This is a genomic window from Pseudomonas sp. B28(2017), assembly GCF_002113025.1.
GTDB lineage: Bacteria > Pseudomonadota > Gammaproteobacteria > Pseudomonadales > Pseudomonadaceae > Aquipseudomonas.
In genome coordinates this window covers 187,187-205,095 of record NZ_NEJH01000004.1, presented here as the reverse complement: position 1 = coordinate 205,095, position 17,909 = coordinate 187,187, and the positions used below count along the sequence as shown (strand labels likewise).

Genomic DNA, 17,909 nt, shown 5'->3' with positions numbered 1-17,909 from the left:
TCAAACCTTATCGACTGCTGGCTTCACTAAGATTGTTTGTAGCCGCTGCTCCGGTACCCAGGATAGTGGCCGAGGGCAGTAACTGGCTGATCAAGCGGTTCCAGCGGGTCACGCCTGCAGGGCCGACGTAGACAATGTCCTGGGGTTGCAGATCGAAGCGGCTGGCGATAGCGAAGGCGGTAGGCGATTCGGCGTCCAGTTGAAAGACTTTTGCCGGCTCGGTTTCAAGGTTCTCGGCACCTCGAATGACATACAGCGCATTACCGTTGGATGTGGCCTGGTTCAGTCCACCGACCGTTCCAACCGCATCCGCCAGATTCATCCGATTGATTTTGAACGTGAGCGCCCGAGGCTGGTTGACCTCGCCCATGACGTAGATCTTCTTGCGGTCGTTATAGGGCAGGTACAACTGATCGCCGTCTTTCAAATAGACGTTATGCAACTGCGAGCCTTTGCTGTTAAGCGAGTCCAGGTCCAGCGGGTACTCCCGTCCTTCCCGGGTCAGTGTCAGGCCGGCAAGGTCGGCATTCAATGGGTCGACATCGGCGGTGCTGATAGCTTCGACGACACTGAGCGGCGAAGTGGTGATGGGCTGTTGACCGGCTTTCAAAATCGCACCGGAAATAACGACTTTTTGACTGGCGAACCGCAAGACACTCAAGTCAACCTGGGGGCTGTCGACGAATTGTGTCAGGCGCTCGGCAATAAAACCGCGAAGCTCCTCGATGGTTTTACCTGCGGCGTGAATATTGCCGATATAGGGGTAAAACATGGTGCCGTCCGGGCGTACCAGGCGCCCGTTCGCATCAATTTGCTGTTGCGTACCCGATGGTGCAGTCAACTCGGGGTGGTCCCACACAGTGATGTACAACACATCGTTGGCGCCAATCCGGTAAGCCCCCGGCTTGTACGCCAACAACTCGGCGGGCACCGAGGCTTGCACTTTTGTCGCCGCGTTCTGGGCAATCAGTTTGGGCGTTATCGGAATCAATTCGATCCGACTGCTTTCCGGTGAGCCATCACGGCCGACCTGGCTGGTATCCAGGTGTTGACCGGGTGAGAACATACAGCCTTGCAGGGCTATACCTGCAAGCACAGCGAGCGACAAACTACGAATCATGATTGAGGACACTTGTGGAAGGAACACGTCAGAACGGAACCACCCGGATTGCTCCGGGTGGTAGAAGGCTATCGACCTTGCGGTGCGCTTAGCGTGTGCCGGTGGTGCCGGTAGTGCCGGTTGTTCCGCCGCCATTGTTGTTGCTGCTGCCACCACTGGATGACAGAGCAGCAGCACCGGCTACAACCGCCGCGCCGATGCCGAGAGCAGTCCCTGTGGTCAGGCTGCCCACGAGGGGGGTGGACAGATTCAATGGAGCGTTTGCTGCGGGTTTTACAGCTGTGCCTGGAGCAGAAGACGCTGCGGAAGGCTCAGCGGCCATAACGGAGGCACTTAAAGAAAGCATTAGAGCGGAAGCAAGTAGTTTGGTCATGGTGGATTCCTTTTTGATGCATCGTCGGTATTGGCGGTGAAACTAAGAAGCGAGCGTGCGGGGCCAAAAACTCTGAGCGTCCATTAACGTTAAGGATAGTATTGATTCGAACTCGATGAGAGTGGACCTTTGGGCCATTCCTCAGTGAGATTTATCCTGCGATTATTGCCCTAAGAATACCTGTGTAGGACGCCCGACAGGTCTGACGTTTTATAACGCGTAGTCACCATTTCTAACATTGCCCGGCCACGCCACGAGTACGGCGATGATATTCAAGACCGCTTGAGCTTTTCTTTGATGAGCAACCAGGCAAACTTGCTGTTGGTGGTCAAGTAGCGCTTCCACATCCTGCCGGGTTCCTGGATAACGCGGTACAGCCATTCCAGCCCGTACTTCTGCATCCATTGCGGCGCGCGCTTTACTTTCCCCGCGACCACATCGAACGTTCCGCCTACCCCCATGACAAAGGTGACCCCCAACTGATCGCGCCAGCGGTTGATAAAGTTTTCTTTCATCGGCGAGGTGATGGCGACGAACAGCAACTGCGCACCTGAGGCTCGAACCTTCTCGACCAGCGCGGCTTCGTCATCCCAGAAATAGCCATGGTGATATCCGGCGACTTTCAGCCCAGGGTAAAGCGCCTTCACCTTGCTGGCGGCGGTGGAAACGACGTCGTCCTTGGCACCCAACAAAAACACTGAAAATTGGTTGGTCGCGCTCATCGCCAGCAATTCATGAAACAGGTCGACACCCGCGACGCGTTCGGGCACTGAGTGGCCGAGAAAGCGGGCTCCCAGCACCACACCCATGCCGTCGATATTGATGATGTCGCAAGAACGAACAGACTCGCTCAACTGAGGGTCGTCACGCATGTTTACAAGCTTGGCGACATTCACTACCACGTGCTGGGTGAACTGGCCGGCAGTAATCGCGCTACGAATTGTTTCGACGGTGTTGTCCATGGAGGCGACATCCATGGGGCAATCCAGTACCTCAATTCTCTTCATGATGAAATTCAGTATTCCTATAGTATTTGGATAAATCACGTCAGCGATGTGGCAGCATTCTATGTGTTGCACGAAAATTTATAGCTGTGAGTATTGTTAAATGCTCTAATTTTGCGGTTGGCTATCAACTCGCCTAATAAATAGATTAATTGATGGAGAATGAAGTGGTAGTTGTCAGTGTTTCGTGTTGATTATTTTAATGCTGCTCGATACTTTTCCAGGAATAGTTGCATGCCATACTGATTAGCTATCAAGCTACTTCGGTCGATGAGGGTTTTTATTCGAATTTCTTGTTTCGATAAGTTGATAGCATTATTGAGTGCTGTTAAAAACGATGAAGGATTGGCGTGACTGAAAGAAATTGACAAATCGTCGTGGAAGCATAGTTCTTTCAGTGCGGGGACATCAGAGTGGATTAAAATTCTGCCGTGGTACATTGATTCAATTGCTACTAAGCCGAAACCTTCTTCAAGAGAAGGCATGATGTTTATATGGCAGTGCGCAATCTTTGTGAAAGGGCTTTCAATCTCACCTAGAAGAGTTAAGTTTATATTGCCAGGCAAGTGTTTGATTTTTTCTAAAATCTGCTCTTTTAACGGGCCGTCACCTATAATAGTTAATCGAATATTGGCGTCAGATAGCGCAATATAATCTATTAGCTCCAGAATGCCCTTCCAAGGATGAAGCCCGCCTATATAGCTTAGGTCTATGGTGTTCGCCGGATAATCTGGGTATACGGAAGTGTCGGCCGTTATAGGGTTTTTAATTAGTTTTATCTTGTGAGAAGGGATTCCTATTTTAATAAATCCGTCGCGGACGGTTTCGGAAACTGCGATGTATTTATCAGTTTTAAAGATTCGAAATAGGATTTTTTTTGATTTGTAATCTGCATGGGCGTAGAAACAAGTCTTAATTCCAAAAAAACTAAGAATTGGTGCCAAGGGCAAATAAAATCGAGAGTGAATAATGATCCATTCGGGTTTCAATTGGATTGAAATCTGTAGGACTTTAAAAAACCAATTCCCCCCTCCGATAATATTGTATTTGTCGCAAAGGTTGTCTTGTCTATGTTTGCTAAAGCTAAACGTTTCTTTTTCTTGGGTTGCATCGTCTTTTCTTAGAATTGCTAAAATTCGTTGCGCGCCGCCTCGTAACGGAGTTGCATCATTTATGAGATGTAATATTCGCTTCATTTGAAAAAACTCTCTTGATGCTGAGAGGTTAGTGGTTTTTGTTCGTTTGTTCCATATAAGAGTCCAGCCTGCATTTGTTTAGTGACAATAGCGTTTGCTGCTACGCAAACACTTTTCTCGAAAACCAGCGGGCCGAGAACAACAGAGTTGATGCCGATAAAGCTATCCGCAAAAAAATGTGGTTGTTTTATTGTTTTGTCGTTTATGCATGAGGTGCGGCCTAAATTACCACCCAAAGTACTACCTTGCATGATTTTCATATTGGCGGTGGAAAGAACTCCGTCTCCAATCACTATTCCTATGGGGTGTGGCATGTATATCCCGCTGTAGAGCTTTGCTCTGTAATCAATGTCAACCTTAAATAGCAGAAAGTTAACCCACCATATTAATTTTGCTAGTAGTGGGATTTTTAAGGAATGAATTTGGTGTGATACACGGTATAAAAAAGAGCAAATAAAAGATGGGGAGAGCGCACATCTGAATTTTGCCGAGATGCTAGAAGGATCTAGGCCTTTGTTTTGCGCAATAAATTTAAGGTCGGAGTTGATAAGATTAAACATGTCGTAATTCACTTCTTGGTGAGCAATAGGTTCTGGCAGCAAAGTATGGTGCTAGATACATCATGAAATAAAATGTAGGGTAATAAAAGGCCGCGCAAAACACCAGGGAGACCAGAATTATCATTTGCGTTTTTTCAGTCCTTTTAGTTGTCATGTTGCATGTCGCGTAAAAGTCAAGAAAAAATAGAAAAGCACCCACTAATCCAAGTTCAAACACCACTACATAAGATTCGCTTGTATCACGTGATGTTTTGCTTTTTTCTGGACTTGCCCGAGATGATAGGTTTTCTTGGTAAGCGACTTCCCCCCAGGTAGAAAGGCCATTGCCAAATAGTAATGAAGGTAGCGAAAAATTCTTTTCGATATAAGTTGCTGTCTTAAGGACTGTAACGCTTCTTGCAGATACTGATCGATCATCTCCAGCTGCGCCAGATAAGGTATCACTAAAGGTTAGCGCTAAAAGAAATATTATTGGGGCGAGGCATACGGTGATGAGGAGATGTTTTTGGATTTTGTGGGCGTGTTTTTCGTAAAAAAATATAGAAGTAGACAGCAAGACGAAGTATAGCGTTAGCCTATTTTCACTTAAATATAGGCACGTAAAAGATAGGGCGATCAGGAGAGTAGAAGGCCGTTTTTCATGCGTGGTCATTATATATCCTATAAAAGCTGAAGCTAAATATAGACCATACCAGTTAGGCTCAAGGAAAAAGCCTCGCATGCGATTGGCAATACTGCCGCCATCGATGTAATAAGTGTCAGAAAGGCCGCCTAGTGAAATTTGATAGTTAAAGACTACGTACAACAAATACTGAGCGAATCCGGTTGCCACTAACAGGGTTAGGGTTCGCTTAAAAAATAAGTTGAAGTTGATTTTGTTTGCGTATGTAAAAATTGCAGCGTGCGTCATTATGGCTAGGATAAAGTACGAAAGTACAACTATGTATGTTTTTAGGTCTGTGGCGATAAAGGCATGAAGCGAAAGATAAATAAGTAAGAAGATAATGGTTCTATTTTGGCGGGCATATTGTTTAAGCCATTTTCTAGTTGATATCGCGCTTAGCGCCATCGCTATTATCAGCAGGAGGTGCGATATGTGAATCCTGAAGTCTTCAAGATTGATTTTTATCAAGCTGTCGAGCGAGAATAAAAGGATGGCAGGCATGATGATTTTTGATATTTTCACTTGTGCATGCGCCTAATGGCTTGCGAAAGAGCAATGCTTAATAAAAAGCTTAGTGTAATGCATATCATAATTTCATTTAAAGTTTTTGCAAAAAAACCAATTATAATAAGAGTTAATGCTGAAATGGTGCTAGAGGTAAGGATCGGAGTGATATGCTTCTGCATTCGTAGTGATATTGATGATAGGCCAGAGCTGCTATTGGCAGCTGCTAAGAGTGTGGCATATACAAGCTCTTGCGTGGTTATGGGGATCTTGGTAATGCTTTGGATTGTCTCAGAGCCTATAGCTGTTAGTATTATTCCATAGGCTGCTGTAAGTGACAGGATTATAGGGAAGGCGGCGTTGTGGGTTGATTTTTTCGATATAAGAAAAGATCCTGCTATTGTGCCCGCTTGGAGAATGGGCATGAATAAAGTATAAATGATTCTAAGTTGGCCGCTTTCATCGGCTCGGCCGACAGCTGGTAAGTAATAAAAGAAATAGTTACTGCATATCCATAGCATGATTGCTGTAACTAGGCTGCTTAAGTCAGCGGCGATTTTCTCTTTGTTTTCGTATTTTGTTATGGGTAAAAACAGCAGGTATGTTACGCCTAGCACTCCATAGGTTATAAGCCATAAAGATAGCGATGCTTGCGTGTAGTTGAGTAACCATAGTGATGTCATGGTCAGGGCGAAGCTGGTTGCAGATACTAGTGTTAGTTTGTTGTGCTCGCCGTTTAGTGCGTTAATTCTTCTGACTGTGAATAGTGCAGAGTTTCCTAGGGTGAATGCCAGTACCGGGAAAAATTGAGACTGCTCTATGAAAAATAGACAAAGGATCGATGCTGTTAGGCTTAGCATCGATAGTTTTGTAATTATTGTTCCTCGGGAAAGTCCTCCTTTCCCCTTTATTGCTGTGGGCTCGATGTATGCGGAATTAAATATTGCTGTCACCATTAGGCTCGTGCTTAGAGCAATTGCATATATTGAAAAATCTGCAGCGCCAAATTCGCGGGCTAGCGTAATGGAGAAAATAAATAGCGATAGTGATGACAGCCCTTGATCGATGGAAAGTCTGATTATGTACTGCATTGTTTGTTTCTCATCTTGTTTGGGCTTGTTGAGGCTTGGGATTTTAGTTGTTGATGATGTTATCGTGCCTAAGCGATGGCCAATATTAAAACTTGGCCATCGTTTTAGATGTGATTGTGTATGGGGAAGAGGGGTTAGTAGCTGGTTGTTTGTCGTGTTAGTTGCTAATTAGTCCGCGTGCATCAACTATGTGGTTGCTCGCGAAAATTTGTGATTTAGCTTCTTTGAACTCCTTGTGGTCAACTAGAATCACGACTATGTCTGACTCTGTCAATGCTTGTTCAAGGGTGTTGAGTGATAGTTTTTTGTTTAACGTATCTGGTAATGTCTGAACATTCGGTTCCACTGCGACTACTTGCCCTGAATGCGTTGCTGCGATCTCAGTGGCAATAAACAGGGCTGGACTTTCCCTCAAGTCATCAATATCTGGTTTGAACGCTAATCCGAAGCACGCAATCGACACCTCCCGCGCAGTTTTATCCGGGTTGGCTTGCAGAAACTCGGCTAACGCCAGTTTGACCTTGTCAATCACCCATTGTGGCTTGCTGTCATTCACTTCGCGAGCCGTTCGAATCAGGCGCGCCTGTTCTGGAGTTTTACTGACGATAAACCACGGATCAACTGCAATGCAGTGTCCGCCAACCCCGGGACCAGGTTGTAGGATATTGACCCTTGGGTGGCGGTTGGCCAGGCGGATCAGTTCCCAGACGTTGATATCCAGCTTGTCGCAAATCATCGAGAGTTCGTTGGCGAATGCGATGCTCACATCGCGAGAGCTGTTCTCGGTGAGTTTGCACATTTCCGCAGTGCGGGCGTTGGTGACGATGCATTCGCCCTGGACGAAGATCTTGTAAAGGCTGATGGCCAATGCGGAGCATTTCGGTGTCATGCCACCGATAACACGGTCGTTCTGTACCAGCTCGTGCAGCACATGGCCGGGCAGTACACGTTCCGGGCAGTGGGCAATACGGATGTCGGAGCTTTCACCGTGGGTTTGCGGAAAGCTCAGGTCTGGACGCGCTTCGGCGAGCCAGGCGGCCATCTGTTCGGTAGCGCCCACCGGGGAGGTCGATTCAAGAATGACCAGATCGCCTTTCTTCAACACCGGAGCGATGTTTTTACTGGCCGATTCGATGTAGCTCAGGTCCGGTTCATGGTCGCCCTTGAATGGCGTAGGCACGGCAATCAGAAAAGCATCGGCGGGTTCTGGCCGTGTGGTGGCGCGCAGGTAGCCTTCAGTCACGGCCGCATGCACAACCATGTCCAGGTCTGGCTCGACGATATGAATCTGACCGCGGTTGATGGTATCGACCGCATTTTGATTAACGTCGACGCCGATCACTTGTTTTTTGCGTGAAGCGAAGACAGCCGCAGTGGGCAAGCCGATATACCCGAGACCAATGACGGAGATGGTTTTGAAAGGCATGGTGCGTCCTTGAATGGTGATGAGTAGATACGTTGTTCAAGCGAGCTAACAGCCGGGCAAAGCCACGGCTGTTAAGTAAGGGAGGGGGTTAACGAGCGAGCAGCGCCTCGATGATGCGCTGGCAGGCGATACCGTCGCCGTAAGGGTTATGGGCGCGACTCATTGTTTGGTAGGCGGCTGTATCGATCAGCAAGCGGTTCAACTCGCGGGCGATATCGGCGGTTTCGGTGCCGACCAGTTTTACCGTGCCTGCGGCAACAGCCTCTGGCCGTTCTGTGGTATCGCGCATCACCAGCACGGGTTTGCCCAGTGATGGCGCTTCCTCCTGGATGCCTCCGGAGTCGGTCAAGATGATGTGCGCGCGGCTCATCATGTGGACGAAAGGCAGGTAGTCCAGGGGCTCGATCAGGTAGATGTTGTGAATGCCGGTCAGGAGTCGATTGACCGGCTCGCGCACATTGGGATTGAGGTGCACGGGATAGACGATATCAACCTCTGGATGTTGCTGGGCAACCTCCATTAACGCCTGACAAATGCGCTCGAAGCCGTCACCGAAACTTTCCCGGCGATGGCCTGTTACCAGTATCAGTTTTCGAGATGGGTTCAGAAAGGCCGCCGGTGCAGAGGCTTGGGCAAGCAGTGCCTGGTCCTGATCCAGACGTTTGACCACATCCAGCAGGGCGTCAATCACGGTGTTGCCAGTGACAACGATAGTGTCTGGATTGACGCCCTCGCGCAGCAGATTGGCTTTTGACGTTTCGGTTGGCGCGAAGTGCAGGTTGGCCAACGCCCCCGTGAGTTTGCGATTGCCTTCTTCCGGCCACGGAGAGTAGAGGTTACCCGTGCGCAAACCGGCTTCCACGTGCGCAACCGGAATCTGCTGGTAGTAGGCCGCGAGGCTGGCAGCAAAGGTGGTGGCGGTATCTCCGTGAACCAGCACGATATCGGGTTTGAATTCTGCCAGGACCTTCTTCAGCCCTTGCAGGATAGCACTGGTCACATCGGTCAGGTCCTGGCCGGGTTTCATGATGTTCAGGTCGAAGTTCGGCTCAATGGCAAATAACCCCAACACTTGATCAAGCATTTCACGGTGTTGGCCGGTGACGCAGACTTTCGCCTCGAAGCGTTCATCTGCCGCCAGCGCCAACGCCAGTGGAGCCATTTTAATGGCCTCAGGACGGGTACCAAAAATGCATAAGGTCTTCATAGGGCGATCCATTGCTATGTTCGTAACTGAAGGTGGAGGGATGTTTGGACTGACTAACAAATGTCGTTTCAGATCGAAGTTGTATAAAACAACGGTGACCCAACCTTTGTTGATCCAGAGAAATACGCCGAATTAACGGATAGCCATCGACGTGGGCAGTACGAATTTGATTTTTGCCACGCTACCGCCCCAGGATTAATTGCCAGTCCCTGAGAGCGTCATTATTTATTAATGTGTCTGCATCTCTTTTCAGCAGCAGGTAGCAAGACGGAGTTGATATTGCTATCGCCATGAACTTCTGCTTGACGATAGCTGGATATTGATAACCGTTAGTAAACTAAGCGCTCTCGGACTTATATTCGTAGTTGTAATAACCATAATCGGCATAGCCATATTTGGCCGAGGCGCGTTTTTCAACGCCGTTAAAAATGGCGCCTTTCAAATCTATGCCGTTTTGCGCAAAGCGGCGCATGGTCAATTCAATTTCACGAACCGGGTTCAGCGCAAAGCGCGTCACAATCAAGCTGGTGCCCGACTGGCGACCGACAATCGCCGCATCCGTCACCGCCAGCAGCGGTGGGGTATCCAGAATCACCAAGTCGTATTGGGCACTGACCTGGTCCAGAAAGGCACTGAAGTTTGCGTGCATTAACAGCTCTGAAGGGTTGGGCGGTATTTGTCCGCGGCCGATAACGTCAAGGTGCTCGACTTCGGTTTTATTGATCGCGGTTGCCAGGTCGCAGCGCTTGACAAGTAAATCTGAAAGGCCGTTTTCAGCGGGAGTTCCGAATACTTTATGCAAATAGCCTTTGCGCATGTCCACGTCGATCAACAATACACGCTGACCGGTCTGGGCGATGACTGCGGCGAGGTTGGCGGAAACGAATGTTTTACCTACCTTGGGGCTCGGGCCGGAGATCATCAGGCGATTATTGCTGGCTTCGAGCATGGCGAAATGCAGGCTGGTGCGCAGGCTGCGCAATCCTTCTATGGCCAGGTCGGTGGGGTGACTGCTGGCCAGTATGGGGGCGGCGTTGTTGGCGCGGCCTCGGCCACTTCGAAGGGTTTTGTTTTCTTCATTTTTTTGCAGTGTGCTGAAAGGAATGGATGCGTACACCGGCAACCCCAGCTGCTCGATTTGATCCGGATTTTCCACGCCACGATTAAGGGCTTTGCGAAAAAGCACTAACGCAGTAGCCAGAAAAGCACCGAACAGGGTGGCAATGAGTACGATCAGGGGCTTCCTGGGTTTGACGGGCTTGCGCAGATCCACATCGGCGGTATCGATCAAGCGCACGTTGCCCACGGTGCCGGCACGCATTACATCCAGTTCCTGGGATTTATTCAGGAGCTGGGTGTAGATTTCGGTGCTGACTTTTACATCGCGGGTGAGGCTAAGCAGTTCTTGCTGTGTTGAAGGCAGGCCCTCGACTTTTTTGGCCAGGCCATCCTGCTTGGCTGTCAGCTCGCCCAATTGGCTGAGCAAGGCCCGATAGGCGGGGTGCTGACGGGTAAACTTGCGATCCATTTCCGCTTGTTGCAATTTCAGTTCGGAGATGCTGGTATCCAGCGCCACGATCTGGTCGAGAATGGCTTTGGCTTCCAGGCTGATATCGATGGATTTACTGCGAATTTGATACTTGTTCAGGGCGTTTTCGGCTTTTTCCAGGTCTTTACGGACCTGAGGCAGTTGATCGTTTAGAAACTCCAGGCTTTGAGCGGCTTCGGCCGATGTCCGCTCAACATTTTGCCGTACATAGAGCTTGGCGATTTCATTGAGGATTTGAATGGCTTCAGCCGGTTCCTCGCTTTCAAGAGCCAGTCCGATTATGCCGGATTCTTTACCGCGCTCTGATACATCAAGTACCTTTTGGTACTTCAGAATACTGGTCAGGCGTGGGTCACGCACAATATTGAACGTTGTGCCAGGATTCGCCTGCAACACTTCGACCTGCAGTTTAATGCCGTCTTTGTCATAGGGTTGGCCCACTTGGCCTTCGACTAGGACATTGTCGTCCTCATCCAGCAAAGTGAAGTGGCCACTTTCGCCGCTGACGAAAGTTAGTTCTTCACCTAGAAGCTCTTGTGGGAGCTCGAGCTGAAATATTTTCAGGGTTTCACCACCCCAGGCAAAACTGCTCATGCCAAACCATGGCGTCGCAACCGTATCAACAGTGTCTGGCTTGAACCGACGAGCGATAAAGTCGCCGATCACCGGAAAACGGTTCGGCTCGACGGTAATATCGAGCGATAGATTGTCGACAACCTTGCCGATGATCGCGCGTGATTTGATTAATTCAATTTCTGTGGCTGAAGGTGACTCTTTACCCAGCATGCTGTTGATATCGGAGAAGCCGAGCATGTCATTTTTTTTTGCCTCCACCTGTATCAAGGCAGTTGCCTGATAAACAGGATTGGCCAACACCGCATAGGCCGTGCCAACGGCCATGGAGGCTGCAGTGATACCGGCAATCAACCATTTATGATCGACCAGTGTCCCGAGTAGGCCCATCAAGTCGATTTCATCATCGTCATGTGAGGTTAATGCTGGAGTTTGCTGCATAAGTGAGTTCTTTTTTAACAAGTATTCGGGGGAATGGTTTAGCGTGCGAGACGCTTTGCCCAGGCGGTTGCTGCTTCTTCAATCAACGCGTATGCATGCACAAAAGCAGGTTTGCCTTGCCGGTAGGGATCGCTGATTTCGCGGTTGTCCTGCCACTTGCCCAGCAAGAGGACCTTGCCTCGCGCTTCAGGTGCGATCTTGAGAACACGGTCTATATGCGACTGCTCCATCACCAGGATCAGGTCCGATTCGCTGATGGCTGCATGGGTCAGTTGATTGGCTTTGTGCTCTTCTGGCAGATGGCCATGCTCTTCCAGTACGATCCGGGCGGTGGGTTCGATCGGGTGATCTTGTAGTGCGCCAAGACCGGCAGAGCTAACTTTGATATCGGACTGCCCCAGTGCTGCTCGCAACAAATGTTCGGCAGTGGGGCTTCGGCAAATGTTGCCAATGCAAACGATTAGAATCTTGTTAAACAAGGCAACCTCCCTGGAAATTTCACACTTGCGGTGATAGTGCAATTGGAAAGACTGAAACTATGCTTTTCTTCAATGGCACTTTTGTGACGGCTTGCAGCTATTGGGTGTGTGCCTCTTTCCGTGAGGAGTTACCGTGCTGGATGAAGCTTTTGACTGCGAAGACTCTGGCCTGCTGGAATCTGGACGTTGAGTGTGCTTGACAGTTGCTATGCTAAAAATCATAACTGGCAACCCACGACAACATCAACCATTAAATGCCACGCAAGTATTGAATGCATATGGCAAAAAAAATTCCATGTTTAAAACCAGATATTTAATAACAGTTAAATAACGTTACTGGTTATCGCCTGACTAATTCTAACGTTTTTGGCTTTTTTGTGTTGTCCCGCATCGGTGTGTGTTAAACGTCTAGATAGGTAGTTTGATGCTAAAGGTGTTCGGGGCTTTGCCTTGGGTGAAGGGTTCTCTAGCGTCCGTGTATTGCTAATAAGTTTCGCAAGTTTTTAAAGGGTGAAGTTTCCATGATCGGCCAACTCCGTTTTTCAGGTGCATTTCCATCCTTGGGGGAAATCCGTCGCAAGATCGATGTGAAAACCACGGAGCTACTTGACCACATCGGTGCAGAAGGGGCTGATTGTGTCCATCCATAGTGCTTCGGCTGTTCAAGCGACCTTGCCTGAGAGTCTCACCTCCAGCGCATGGTATTTGGTGCAATGCAAGGCGAGCCAGGACGAGCGTGCAGAGATCAATCTGGTTAACCAGGGGTATACCTGTTTTCGCCCTACGCATCGGCGCGAGCGTGATTTGCAGGGGCGCAGGAGGATTGTCCGCGAATCGCTGTTTCCGGGTTATCTGTTTATCCAGCTCGGCTCGGGTGAGAGCTGGGCGCCTTTGCGTTCTACCCGCGGCGTGTTGCGAATTGTCAGTTTTGGAGGCAAGCCGCTGCCCGTAGGTGATGACTTGATCGCACATCTTCATGAGCACGATAGCGGAGCCCCTGTGGAGGCTCGGTTTGTCTGTGGAGAGCGGGTGCGTATCAATGAGGGGCCTTTTGTCGATGTGGAAGCGATCTTCCTGGCGATGGAGGGCGAGCAGCGAGTGTTGCTCCTGATGACACTGCTGCAGCGTGAGCAAAGAATCAGCATGCCCCTGGTTGGTATCAGTAAGCATTGACACGGAGCATTGCTCCCAGCCTGCCAATCAACAAGCAGATAGCGTTCTGGCAACAAGGTCAGTTGCCCCCGTCTTCACTCCTCCCTCCCCAGTAGGCATTAAGCTTTATTCGCAGCGCCAGGAAAGCAGCGGTCTCGGCCAGGGCCGCAGCTTCACGGCATGGCTGAGGCTCCCGTTCGCGAATACGGTGTTTGTCGCCACGCGATTACCCGGTATCCACTTTTTTAGCGATCGACTGCTGCCGTTACGCCTGCCTGAAGGTAAGCCCAGGCGTGCCGATATCGCCCTGAATCTGGGCAAAAAGCTGTGCGGTATCGAGCGGAGATTTAAAAGAAGTCGGCGATGAACATCGCCACGAGAGCCGGCAGCAGAACAATCTGCCGGTGTTGGTGCGGATGCAGGTATGGCTGGAGAAAGCCCAGCCACAAGTGACGGCGCAAACGCACTGATTAAATGGCTCGCGCCTGCAGGTTAACCTGCAGGCGCACAATCAATAAATGTCTTTCGACAGCAGGGTGAATGGCGTCTTCACCAGGATTTTCACATCCAGCCATAACGACCAGTTATTGATGTACTTGAGGTCGATCTCGACGCGTTTCTGCATCTTGTCGATGGTGTCGGTCTCGCCGCGGCAACCGTTGATTTGAGCCAACCCGGTGATTCCCGGTTTGATTCGGTGGCGAGCCATGTAGGCGAGAATCTTGCCGGAGTAGTAGTTGTTGTGCGCAACTGCATGAGGGCGAGGTCCGACCAGCGCCATATCGCCCTGCAAGACGTTGAACAATTGCGGTAGCTCATCGATGGAAGTGCGACGGATAAAGCGCCCGATCGGGGTAATCCTCGAGTCGTTACGACTGGCTTGCTTCACCTCGTGATCGTCGTGCACGCGCATGGAACGAAACTTCCAGACCTTGATGACCTTCCCGTTCCAGCCGTGGCGGTCCTGTTTGAAAAATACCGGACCATGGGAGGTGAATTTTACGGCCAGGCCAATGATCAGCAGTAACGGGCTTAGAGCGATAATGGCCATCAGCGCCACGCTTTTATCGAGCAGGCTTTTACTCAATGCGGCAGTGGGTTGGCTGGTCAGCGGGCATTCAATCAAATGGATCGCCGGCATGCCATCCACATCGCTGACCGAGTGATTGAGCAACGTCAGGCTGTTCAAGTCCGGGACCCAGACAACATCTACGTTGGCATCCAGCAAGTCGACATACATTTCTTCGATTTTTGCTGCTTCACTCAAGGGTAGCGTGATGTACAGGCGCCGGATGTCGTGGGTCTTGATCAGTTCCAGAAGTTCCTCCTGTGGACCTACGACAGGTGGAGCATCTGTCTCCAGCAGGGGAGTGGTATCGGAACTTACCAGGCCGACCAACGGGAAATGCTCGAGGGCACGAAGCTTGTTTGCTAATCCCAATGCCAACTCGCCAGTGCCCACAATCAGCGTTCTACGCTCAATTTGAAGCGCCCGTTGGTAGTACTTTGAAAAACCATGCAGCGGGACGTACAACAGCGCCTGGCCGATGTAGCTGCAGAAAGCCCATATCAGGATGATTTGACGAGAAAACAGTTCATTGGCCTTGCAGAGAAAGGCGACAATAGCTAACGCTGCCAATGTCATTGACCAACCCATCAGTAGTCTTATCAACCCCTCCAGGTAATTGTCCTTCTTTGCATAGACGCCGCACCATGTATAGGCCGGAACCGATGCAAGCACAGTAAGCGTCGCGCATACTCGATAATAGAACTCTACCGTTCCATTCTGATAATAAACCAATAGAAGTAACAGGGCGACAACAAAGCCCTGACCCAGTGCCCACTGTCCCCAGAAGGTCAGTCCTTTGAGGGTGGTATTTCGATTGATACGAAGATTGTTAACCATAGGTATCCCCAAAATACGTCCATTCGCGTTTCGACAGACAAGAGCCAAAATCAATGCAGTAAGAGTTATTGTTCATATTAGATGGCGATGCATTGACGATCGAGGCGCCAAAATAGCGGCGCAGTCATCAGTGGGTAGATTAATTTATTGGTGCGAGCACTGTCTGACGACTTTTAACGAGTGGTTGCTGTATCTGGTTGATATATCTGGGTGGGAGGAGCGTTAGAAATAGTCTGGATTCAACTTTTATAACGCGGCCTTACAGGGGGGGCGTGAGGGGGATGCGGGGGGAGGTAAAATGGCGTGCTTTATTGTTGTTGTATTGCACTGCCGGAGCGAACCATTTTAATTATCCAGGCTAGATTTTTACGCGTACGATTTTTTGTATCAGGCAGTACCCACGGTTCCTGACTGCACGAAAAAGGCGTTCGCCGTTACTGGCGTTTTTAAACTTTTCCTGTAGTCGGCTCAGGCACATTTCGAGACCCCGGTAATGTTCAGGTTCTCTGCCGATGCTACGGATAAGGTCCTCCTTGCTGACCACGCGATCATCATGGTGCAGCATTTTTTTAAGCAGCATGGCCTCCAGGCCAGTCAAGACAATCTCCACGTCATCTTTGATCAACGCGCCGCTGACATCGCTCAGTCGCCAGGTTTCCGCCACTGGAGCGTGCGGTCTGGCCGGCTGTGAGGCGCATTCCCTGGTGTTATCCCTGGAGTTGACTGCCGTTGATGTGAAGTGAGTAAATTTCGTTACGGATTGAGCGGCTTGCCATTCGGACTTGAACGTCGAAAGTGCGCGCTGGGTATCATGCTTGATAACCGGGGGAACCATTCTGGCCACTTGCGGGGAAATAAGCTCCATAAGCTTGGGGGCAGAAGTGGGTGGGGCAACGCCTTCAAAAAACATCTTTGCCTGTGACGTGCCGTAACTGTTATATCGCTTGCTGGACAGTAATGCCTCAAGCTCTAGTTGTAGTGCGGGGTTGTGTGTAACCACGACAAAATATTTTCTGGGGAGGTTTGTGCTGCTATCCATGGCTCTCTCCTTAGTTGCACGTCTGGGTGTTGGTTCAAAGGTTATCGGCAGGGGAGTAGTGACTCCCTTGAAAGTAATCAAAGGGCAACGCGCGTGCCAGTATATGGCTAGCAGCGTGCTCGACTCTGTCCGCTATAAAGGAGACTTTCGTGTTGTGAGTGAGCATGGTCATGCGTTCGTGGAGACGATTGAATAACTCGGGGTTGCCACTGAGCTTGAGGCTCAGGTCTAGAGAGGAAATGGAGATCTTTATATAGTCGAATAAATTCAGGGTTGTAAAGATCTCGATACTTTCATCGTCGATTTTGTAGTCGTCGAACGCGATTTCTATGCCGTGATCTTTCAACAGATATATGTTGTGAAGGATCTTCTTTTTTTCAGCGAAACTGATTGCCGAGAGGGGTAGCTCATTGAGCGCAATAACCAGCGTCTGGCCTAATTCGCGCAGGGCGGCGCCGGACTGTATCAACTCTTCCGTGAGTGCGGAGTTGGCGAGATCCGATTGTCCTACGCAAACAAATCTACGGCTTAAGTATTTATTTCCGTCAGTGGTGTTGCGGTCTTTCAGCGAAAAGGCAATCAGCCTGGTTTGCATCAGTACTTCGCTGTAGATGCCACTCATCTGATACGGCTCAGGCGCGCAGGGCGCGCAAGCAGAGTCGTCAAAATGTATTCTGATCTCGCTGCCAAACGGGCAGTCATCCCGAGTGAGGATCAATTGTCGAGACAGGTAATGCTCTGCGTGGTCATGGATTGGCACGCTCCCTGTTGCGCTCATAATACAGAAACTCCCTTCTACATTAAGAATCAGGTTGTCGAGATCAGACCCCTGATTAAACGATATCCATGCCCGCGGATGCTTTGAATGGCGTTGGTGCCATACATGCCTTTTATTTTGCCTCGAAGGCGACTGATCGACTTTTCCAAGGCTCTTGGGTCATAAAAATTTATATTCAGCCCCATGATTCTGGCGATTTCATCATGGCTCAGTATCTGGTTTTTTGTCTGAGAGAAAGCCTCAAGAATTTTCATCTCTGCAAACGACACATCCAGTTTTTTATAGTCGCCAATCAGGCACATACGAGTGGGGTCCAAAAGCAGATTATGCTTTTTTTGCCATTCTGGGCTGTTAAAAAACTCGGACAGTTCGTCAGTGTTTTCGCCTGCGGAAGTGTCGCAATTAATACAGTAGTCGGCCCCGGCAAGATAGTATTTCATCTTGTTGTAGGTGCCTTTACCGGTGATGGCTATGAAAATTATTGACGCCAGATTTTCGGCACGAATACGTTCTACCAGGGTGAGGCTTTCAGCAAACGCTTGAGGGCTGTCGATAACGATAAAAATTGCACGGTATGACTCAGACCCCCTGTTTCTTTTGAATGAGTTGCCATAGCACATCGCATCAACGGCAATGTCCCTGCCTGCGTGGCTTGCAACTAATTCCCTGAAGCCCTCAGCTAGCGTATGGGTTCGTCCAATGGTGAGAATACCTGTCTCCTCCTTCACGTCACTGTGGCCTGTAGTCGTTATTTTCCCTGTAAGCATCATGCTTTGACTCGGATGGGTGCTGGCATTTGAATGTTAAAGCACCAATTCTCGTTTGTGACTGACAATTGGTAACATTT

16 protein-coding genes are annotated in these 17,909 nt (G+C 49.6%); 1 reads left to right on the top strand and 15 read right to left on the bottom strand.

Annotated features, from left to right (window positions below; translation table 11 throughout):
- Nucleotides 1-7: 7 nt before the first annotated feature.
- From CAF65_RS13620 to CAF65_RS13575, 11 genes are all read right to left on the bottom strand, one after another.
- Nucleotides 8-1,120, bottom strand: a complete 1,113-nt coding sequence (locus CAF65_RS13620; RefSeq protein WP_085716730.1) for a polysaccharide biosynthesis/export family protein — start codon at nucleotides 1,118-1,120, stop codon at nucleotides 8-10.
- Nucleotides 1,121-1,208: 88 nt separating this feature from the next.
- Entirely contained in the window at nucleotides 1,209-1,493 is a 285-nt protein-coding gene (locus CAF65_RS13615) for a hypothetical protein (protein ID WP_085716729.1), read from the bottom strand.
- A 272-nt stretch (nucleotides 1,494-1,765) separates the two neighbouring features.
- On the bottom strand, nucleotides 1,766-2,470 hold the full coding sequence (locus CAF65_RS13610; protein ID WP_305880157.1) for a WecB/TagA/CpsF family glycosyltransferase: 705 nt from the start codon (nucleotides 2,468-2,470) through the stop codon (nucleotides 1,766-1,768).
- 221 nt (nucleotides 2,471-2,691) lie between these two features.
- Nucleotides 2,692-3,693: a glycosyltransferase family 4 protein gene (locus CAF65_RS13605; RefSeq protein WP_085716727.1), complete on the bottom strand. Its 1,002-nt coding sequence runs from the start codon at nucleotides 3,691-3,693 to the stop codon at nucleotides 2,692-2,694.
- The gene (locus tag CAF65_RS27955; protein WP_143492105.1) at nucleotides 3,690-4,253 is read right to left on the bottom strand and encodes a hypothetical protein; all 564 of its coding nucleotides are present in this window, start codon (nucleotides 4,251-4,253) and stop codon (nucleotides 3,690-3,692) included. Before CAF65_RS27955 ends, CAF65_RS13605 begins: the two co-directional genes overlap by 4 nt.
- On the bottom strand, nucleotides 4,246-5,439 hold the full coding sequence (locus CAF65_RS27950; protein WP_143492104.1) for a hypothetical protein: 1,194 nt from the start codon (nucleotides 5,437-5,439) through the stop codon (nucleotides 4,246-4,248). Before CAF65_RS27950 ends, CAF65_RS27955 begins: the two co-directional genes overlap by 8 nt.
- The gene (locus CAF65_RS13595; RefSeq protein ID WP_085716725.1) at nucleotides 5,436-6,512 is read right to left on the bottom strand and encodes a hypothetical protein; all 1,077 of its coding nucleotides are present in this window, start codon (nucleotides 6,510-6,512) and stop codon (nucleotides 5,436-5,438) included. The genes CAF65_RS27950 and CAF65_RS13595 overlap by 4 nt, the downstream gene beginning before the upstream one ends.
- A gap of 157 nt (nucleotides 6,513-6,669) precedes the next feature.
- Entirely contained in the window at nucleotides 6,670-7,938 is a 1,269-nt protein-coding gene (wecC, locus tag CAF65_RS13590) for a UDP-N-acetyl-D-mannosamine dehydrogenase (protein WP_085716724.1), read from the bottom strand.
- An 88-nt stretch (nucleotides 7,939-8,026) separates the two neighbouring features.
- Nucleotides 8,027-9,145, bottom strand: a complete 1,119-nt coding sequence (gene wecB, locus CAF65_RS13585) for a non-hydrolyzing UDP-N-acetylglucosamine 2-epimerase (protein WP_085716723.1) — start codon at nucleotides 9,143-9,145, stop codon at nucleotides 8,027-8,029.
- A 337-nt stretch (nucleotides 9,146-9,482) separates the two neighbouring features.
- Complete coding sequence (locus CAF65_RS13580; RefSeq protein ID WP_085716722.1) at nucleotides 9,483-11,708, bottom strand: polysaccharide biosynthesis tyrosine autokinase; 2,226 nt, start codon at nucleotides 11,706-11,708, stop codon at nucleotides 9,483-9,485.
- A gap of 38 nt (nucleotides 11,709-11,746) precedes the next feature.
- Nucleotides 11,747-12,187 (bottom strand): low molecular weight protein-tyrosine-phosphatase, encoded by a 441-nt coding sequence (locus CAF65_RS13575; protein WP_085716721.1) that lies wholly within the window; start codon nucleotides 12,185-12,187, stop codon nucleotides 11,747-11,749.
- A 642-nt stretch (nucleotides 12,188-12,829) separates the two neighbouring features.
- On the opposite strand from CAF65_RS13575, the gene rfaH reads away from it, so the two are divergent.
- Entirely contained in the window at nucleotides 12,830-13,360 is a 531-nt protein-coding gene (rfaH, locus tag CAF65_RS13570; protein ID WP_085717052.1) for a transcription/translation regulatory transformer protein RfaH, read from the top strand.
- 490 nt (nucleotides 13,361-13,850) lie between these two features.
- On the opposite strand, the gene CAF65_RS13560 is transcribed toward rfaH, so the two are convergent.
- The 4 genes from CAF65_RS13560 to CAF65_RS13545 all read right to left on the bottom strand — a co-directional run bounded on the left by CAF65_RS13560 (nucleotide 13,851) and on the right by CAF65_RS13545 (nucleotide 17,832).
- Nucleotides 13,851-15,245 (bottom strand): undecaprenyl-phosphate glucose phosphotransferase, encoded by a 1,395-nt coding sequence (locus CAF65_RS13560; protein ID WP_085716720.1) that lies wholly within the window; start codon nucleotides 15,243-15,245, stop codon nucleotides 13,851-13,853.
- A gap of 358 nt (nucleotides 15,246-15,603) precedes the next feature.
- A complete protein-coding gene (locus CAF65_RS13555) occupies nucleotides 15,604-16,284 on the bottom strand; it encodes a helix-turn-helix domain-containing protein (protein ID WP_085716719.1) in 681 nt (226 codons plus the stop codon).
- A 34-nt stretch (nucleotides 16,285-16,318) separates the two neighbouring features.
- Nucleotides 16,319-17,062 carry an EAL domain-containing protein gene (locus CAF65_RS13550; RefSeq protein ID WP_085716718.1) on the bottom strand — a complete coding sequence of 248 codons (744 nt, stop codon included), beginning with the start codon at nucleotides 17,060-17,062 and terminating at the stop codon, nucleotides 16,319-16,321.
- 29 nt (nucleotides 17,063-17,091) lie between these two features.
- Nucleotides 17,092-17,832 (bottom strand): winged helix-turn-helix domain-containing protein, encoded by a 741-nt coding sequence (locus tag CAF65_RS13545; RefSeq protein WP_085716717.1) that lies wholly within the window; start codon nucleotides 17,830-17,832, stop codon nucleotides 17,092-17,094.
- Between the last annotated feature and the right edge of the window lie 77 nt (nucleotides 17,833-17,909).

Coding starts and splice junctions, on each gene's coding strand:
- CAF65_RS13620 (WP_085716730.1), bottom strand. CDS start 1,120: ATGATTCGTAGTTTGTCGCTCGCTGTGCTTGCAGGTATAGCCCTGCAA.
- CAF65_RS13615 (WP_085716729.1), bottom strand. CDS start 1,493: ATGACCAAACTACTTGCTTCCGCTCTAATGCTTTCTTTAAGTGCCTCC.
- CAF65_RS13610 (WP_305880157.1), bottom strand. CDS start 2,470: ATGGATGTCGCCTCCATGGACAACACCGTCGAAACAATTCGTAGCGCG.
- CAF65_RS13605 (WP_085716727.1), bottom strand. CDS start 3,693: ATGAAGCGAATATTACATCTCATAAATGATGCAACTCCGTTACGAGGC.
- CAF65_RS27955 (WP_143492105.1), bottom strand. CDS start 4,253: ATGTTTAATCTTATCAACTCCGACCTTAAATTTATTGCGCAAAACAAA.
- CAF65_RS13595 (WP_085716725.1), bottom strand. CDS start 6,512: ATGCAGTACATAATCAGACTTTCCATCGATCAAGGGCTGTCATCACTA.
- wecC (WP_085716724.1), bottom strand. CDS start 7,938: ATGCCTTTCAAAACCATCTCCGTCATTGGTCTCGGGTATATCGGCTTG.
- wecB (WP_085716723.1), bottom strand. CDS start 9,145: ATGAAGACCTTATGCATTTTTGGTACCCGTCCTGAGGCCATTAAAATG.
- CAF65_RS13580 (WP_085716722.1), bottom strand. CDS start 11,708: ATGCAGCAAACTCCAGCATTAACCTCACATGACGATGATGAAATCGAC.
- CAF65_RS13560 (WP_085716720.1), bottom strand. CDS start 15,245: ATGGTTAACAATCTTCGTATCAATCGAAATACCACCCTCAAAGGACTG.
- CAF65_RS13555 (WP_085716719.1), bottom strand. CDS start 16,284: ATGGATAGCAGCACAAACCTCCCCAGAAAATATTTTGTCGTGGTTACA.
- CAF65_RS13550 (WP_085716718.1), bottom strand. CDS start 17,062: ATGAGCGCAACAGGGAGCGTGCCAATCCATGACCACGCAGAGCATTAC.
- CAF65_RS13545 (WP_085716717.1), bottom strand. CDS start 17,832: ATGATGCTTACAGGGAAAATAACGACTACAGGCCACAGTGACGTGAAG.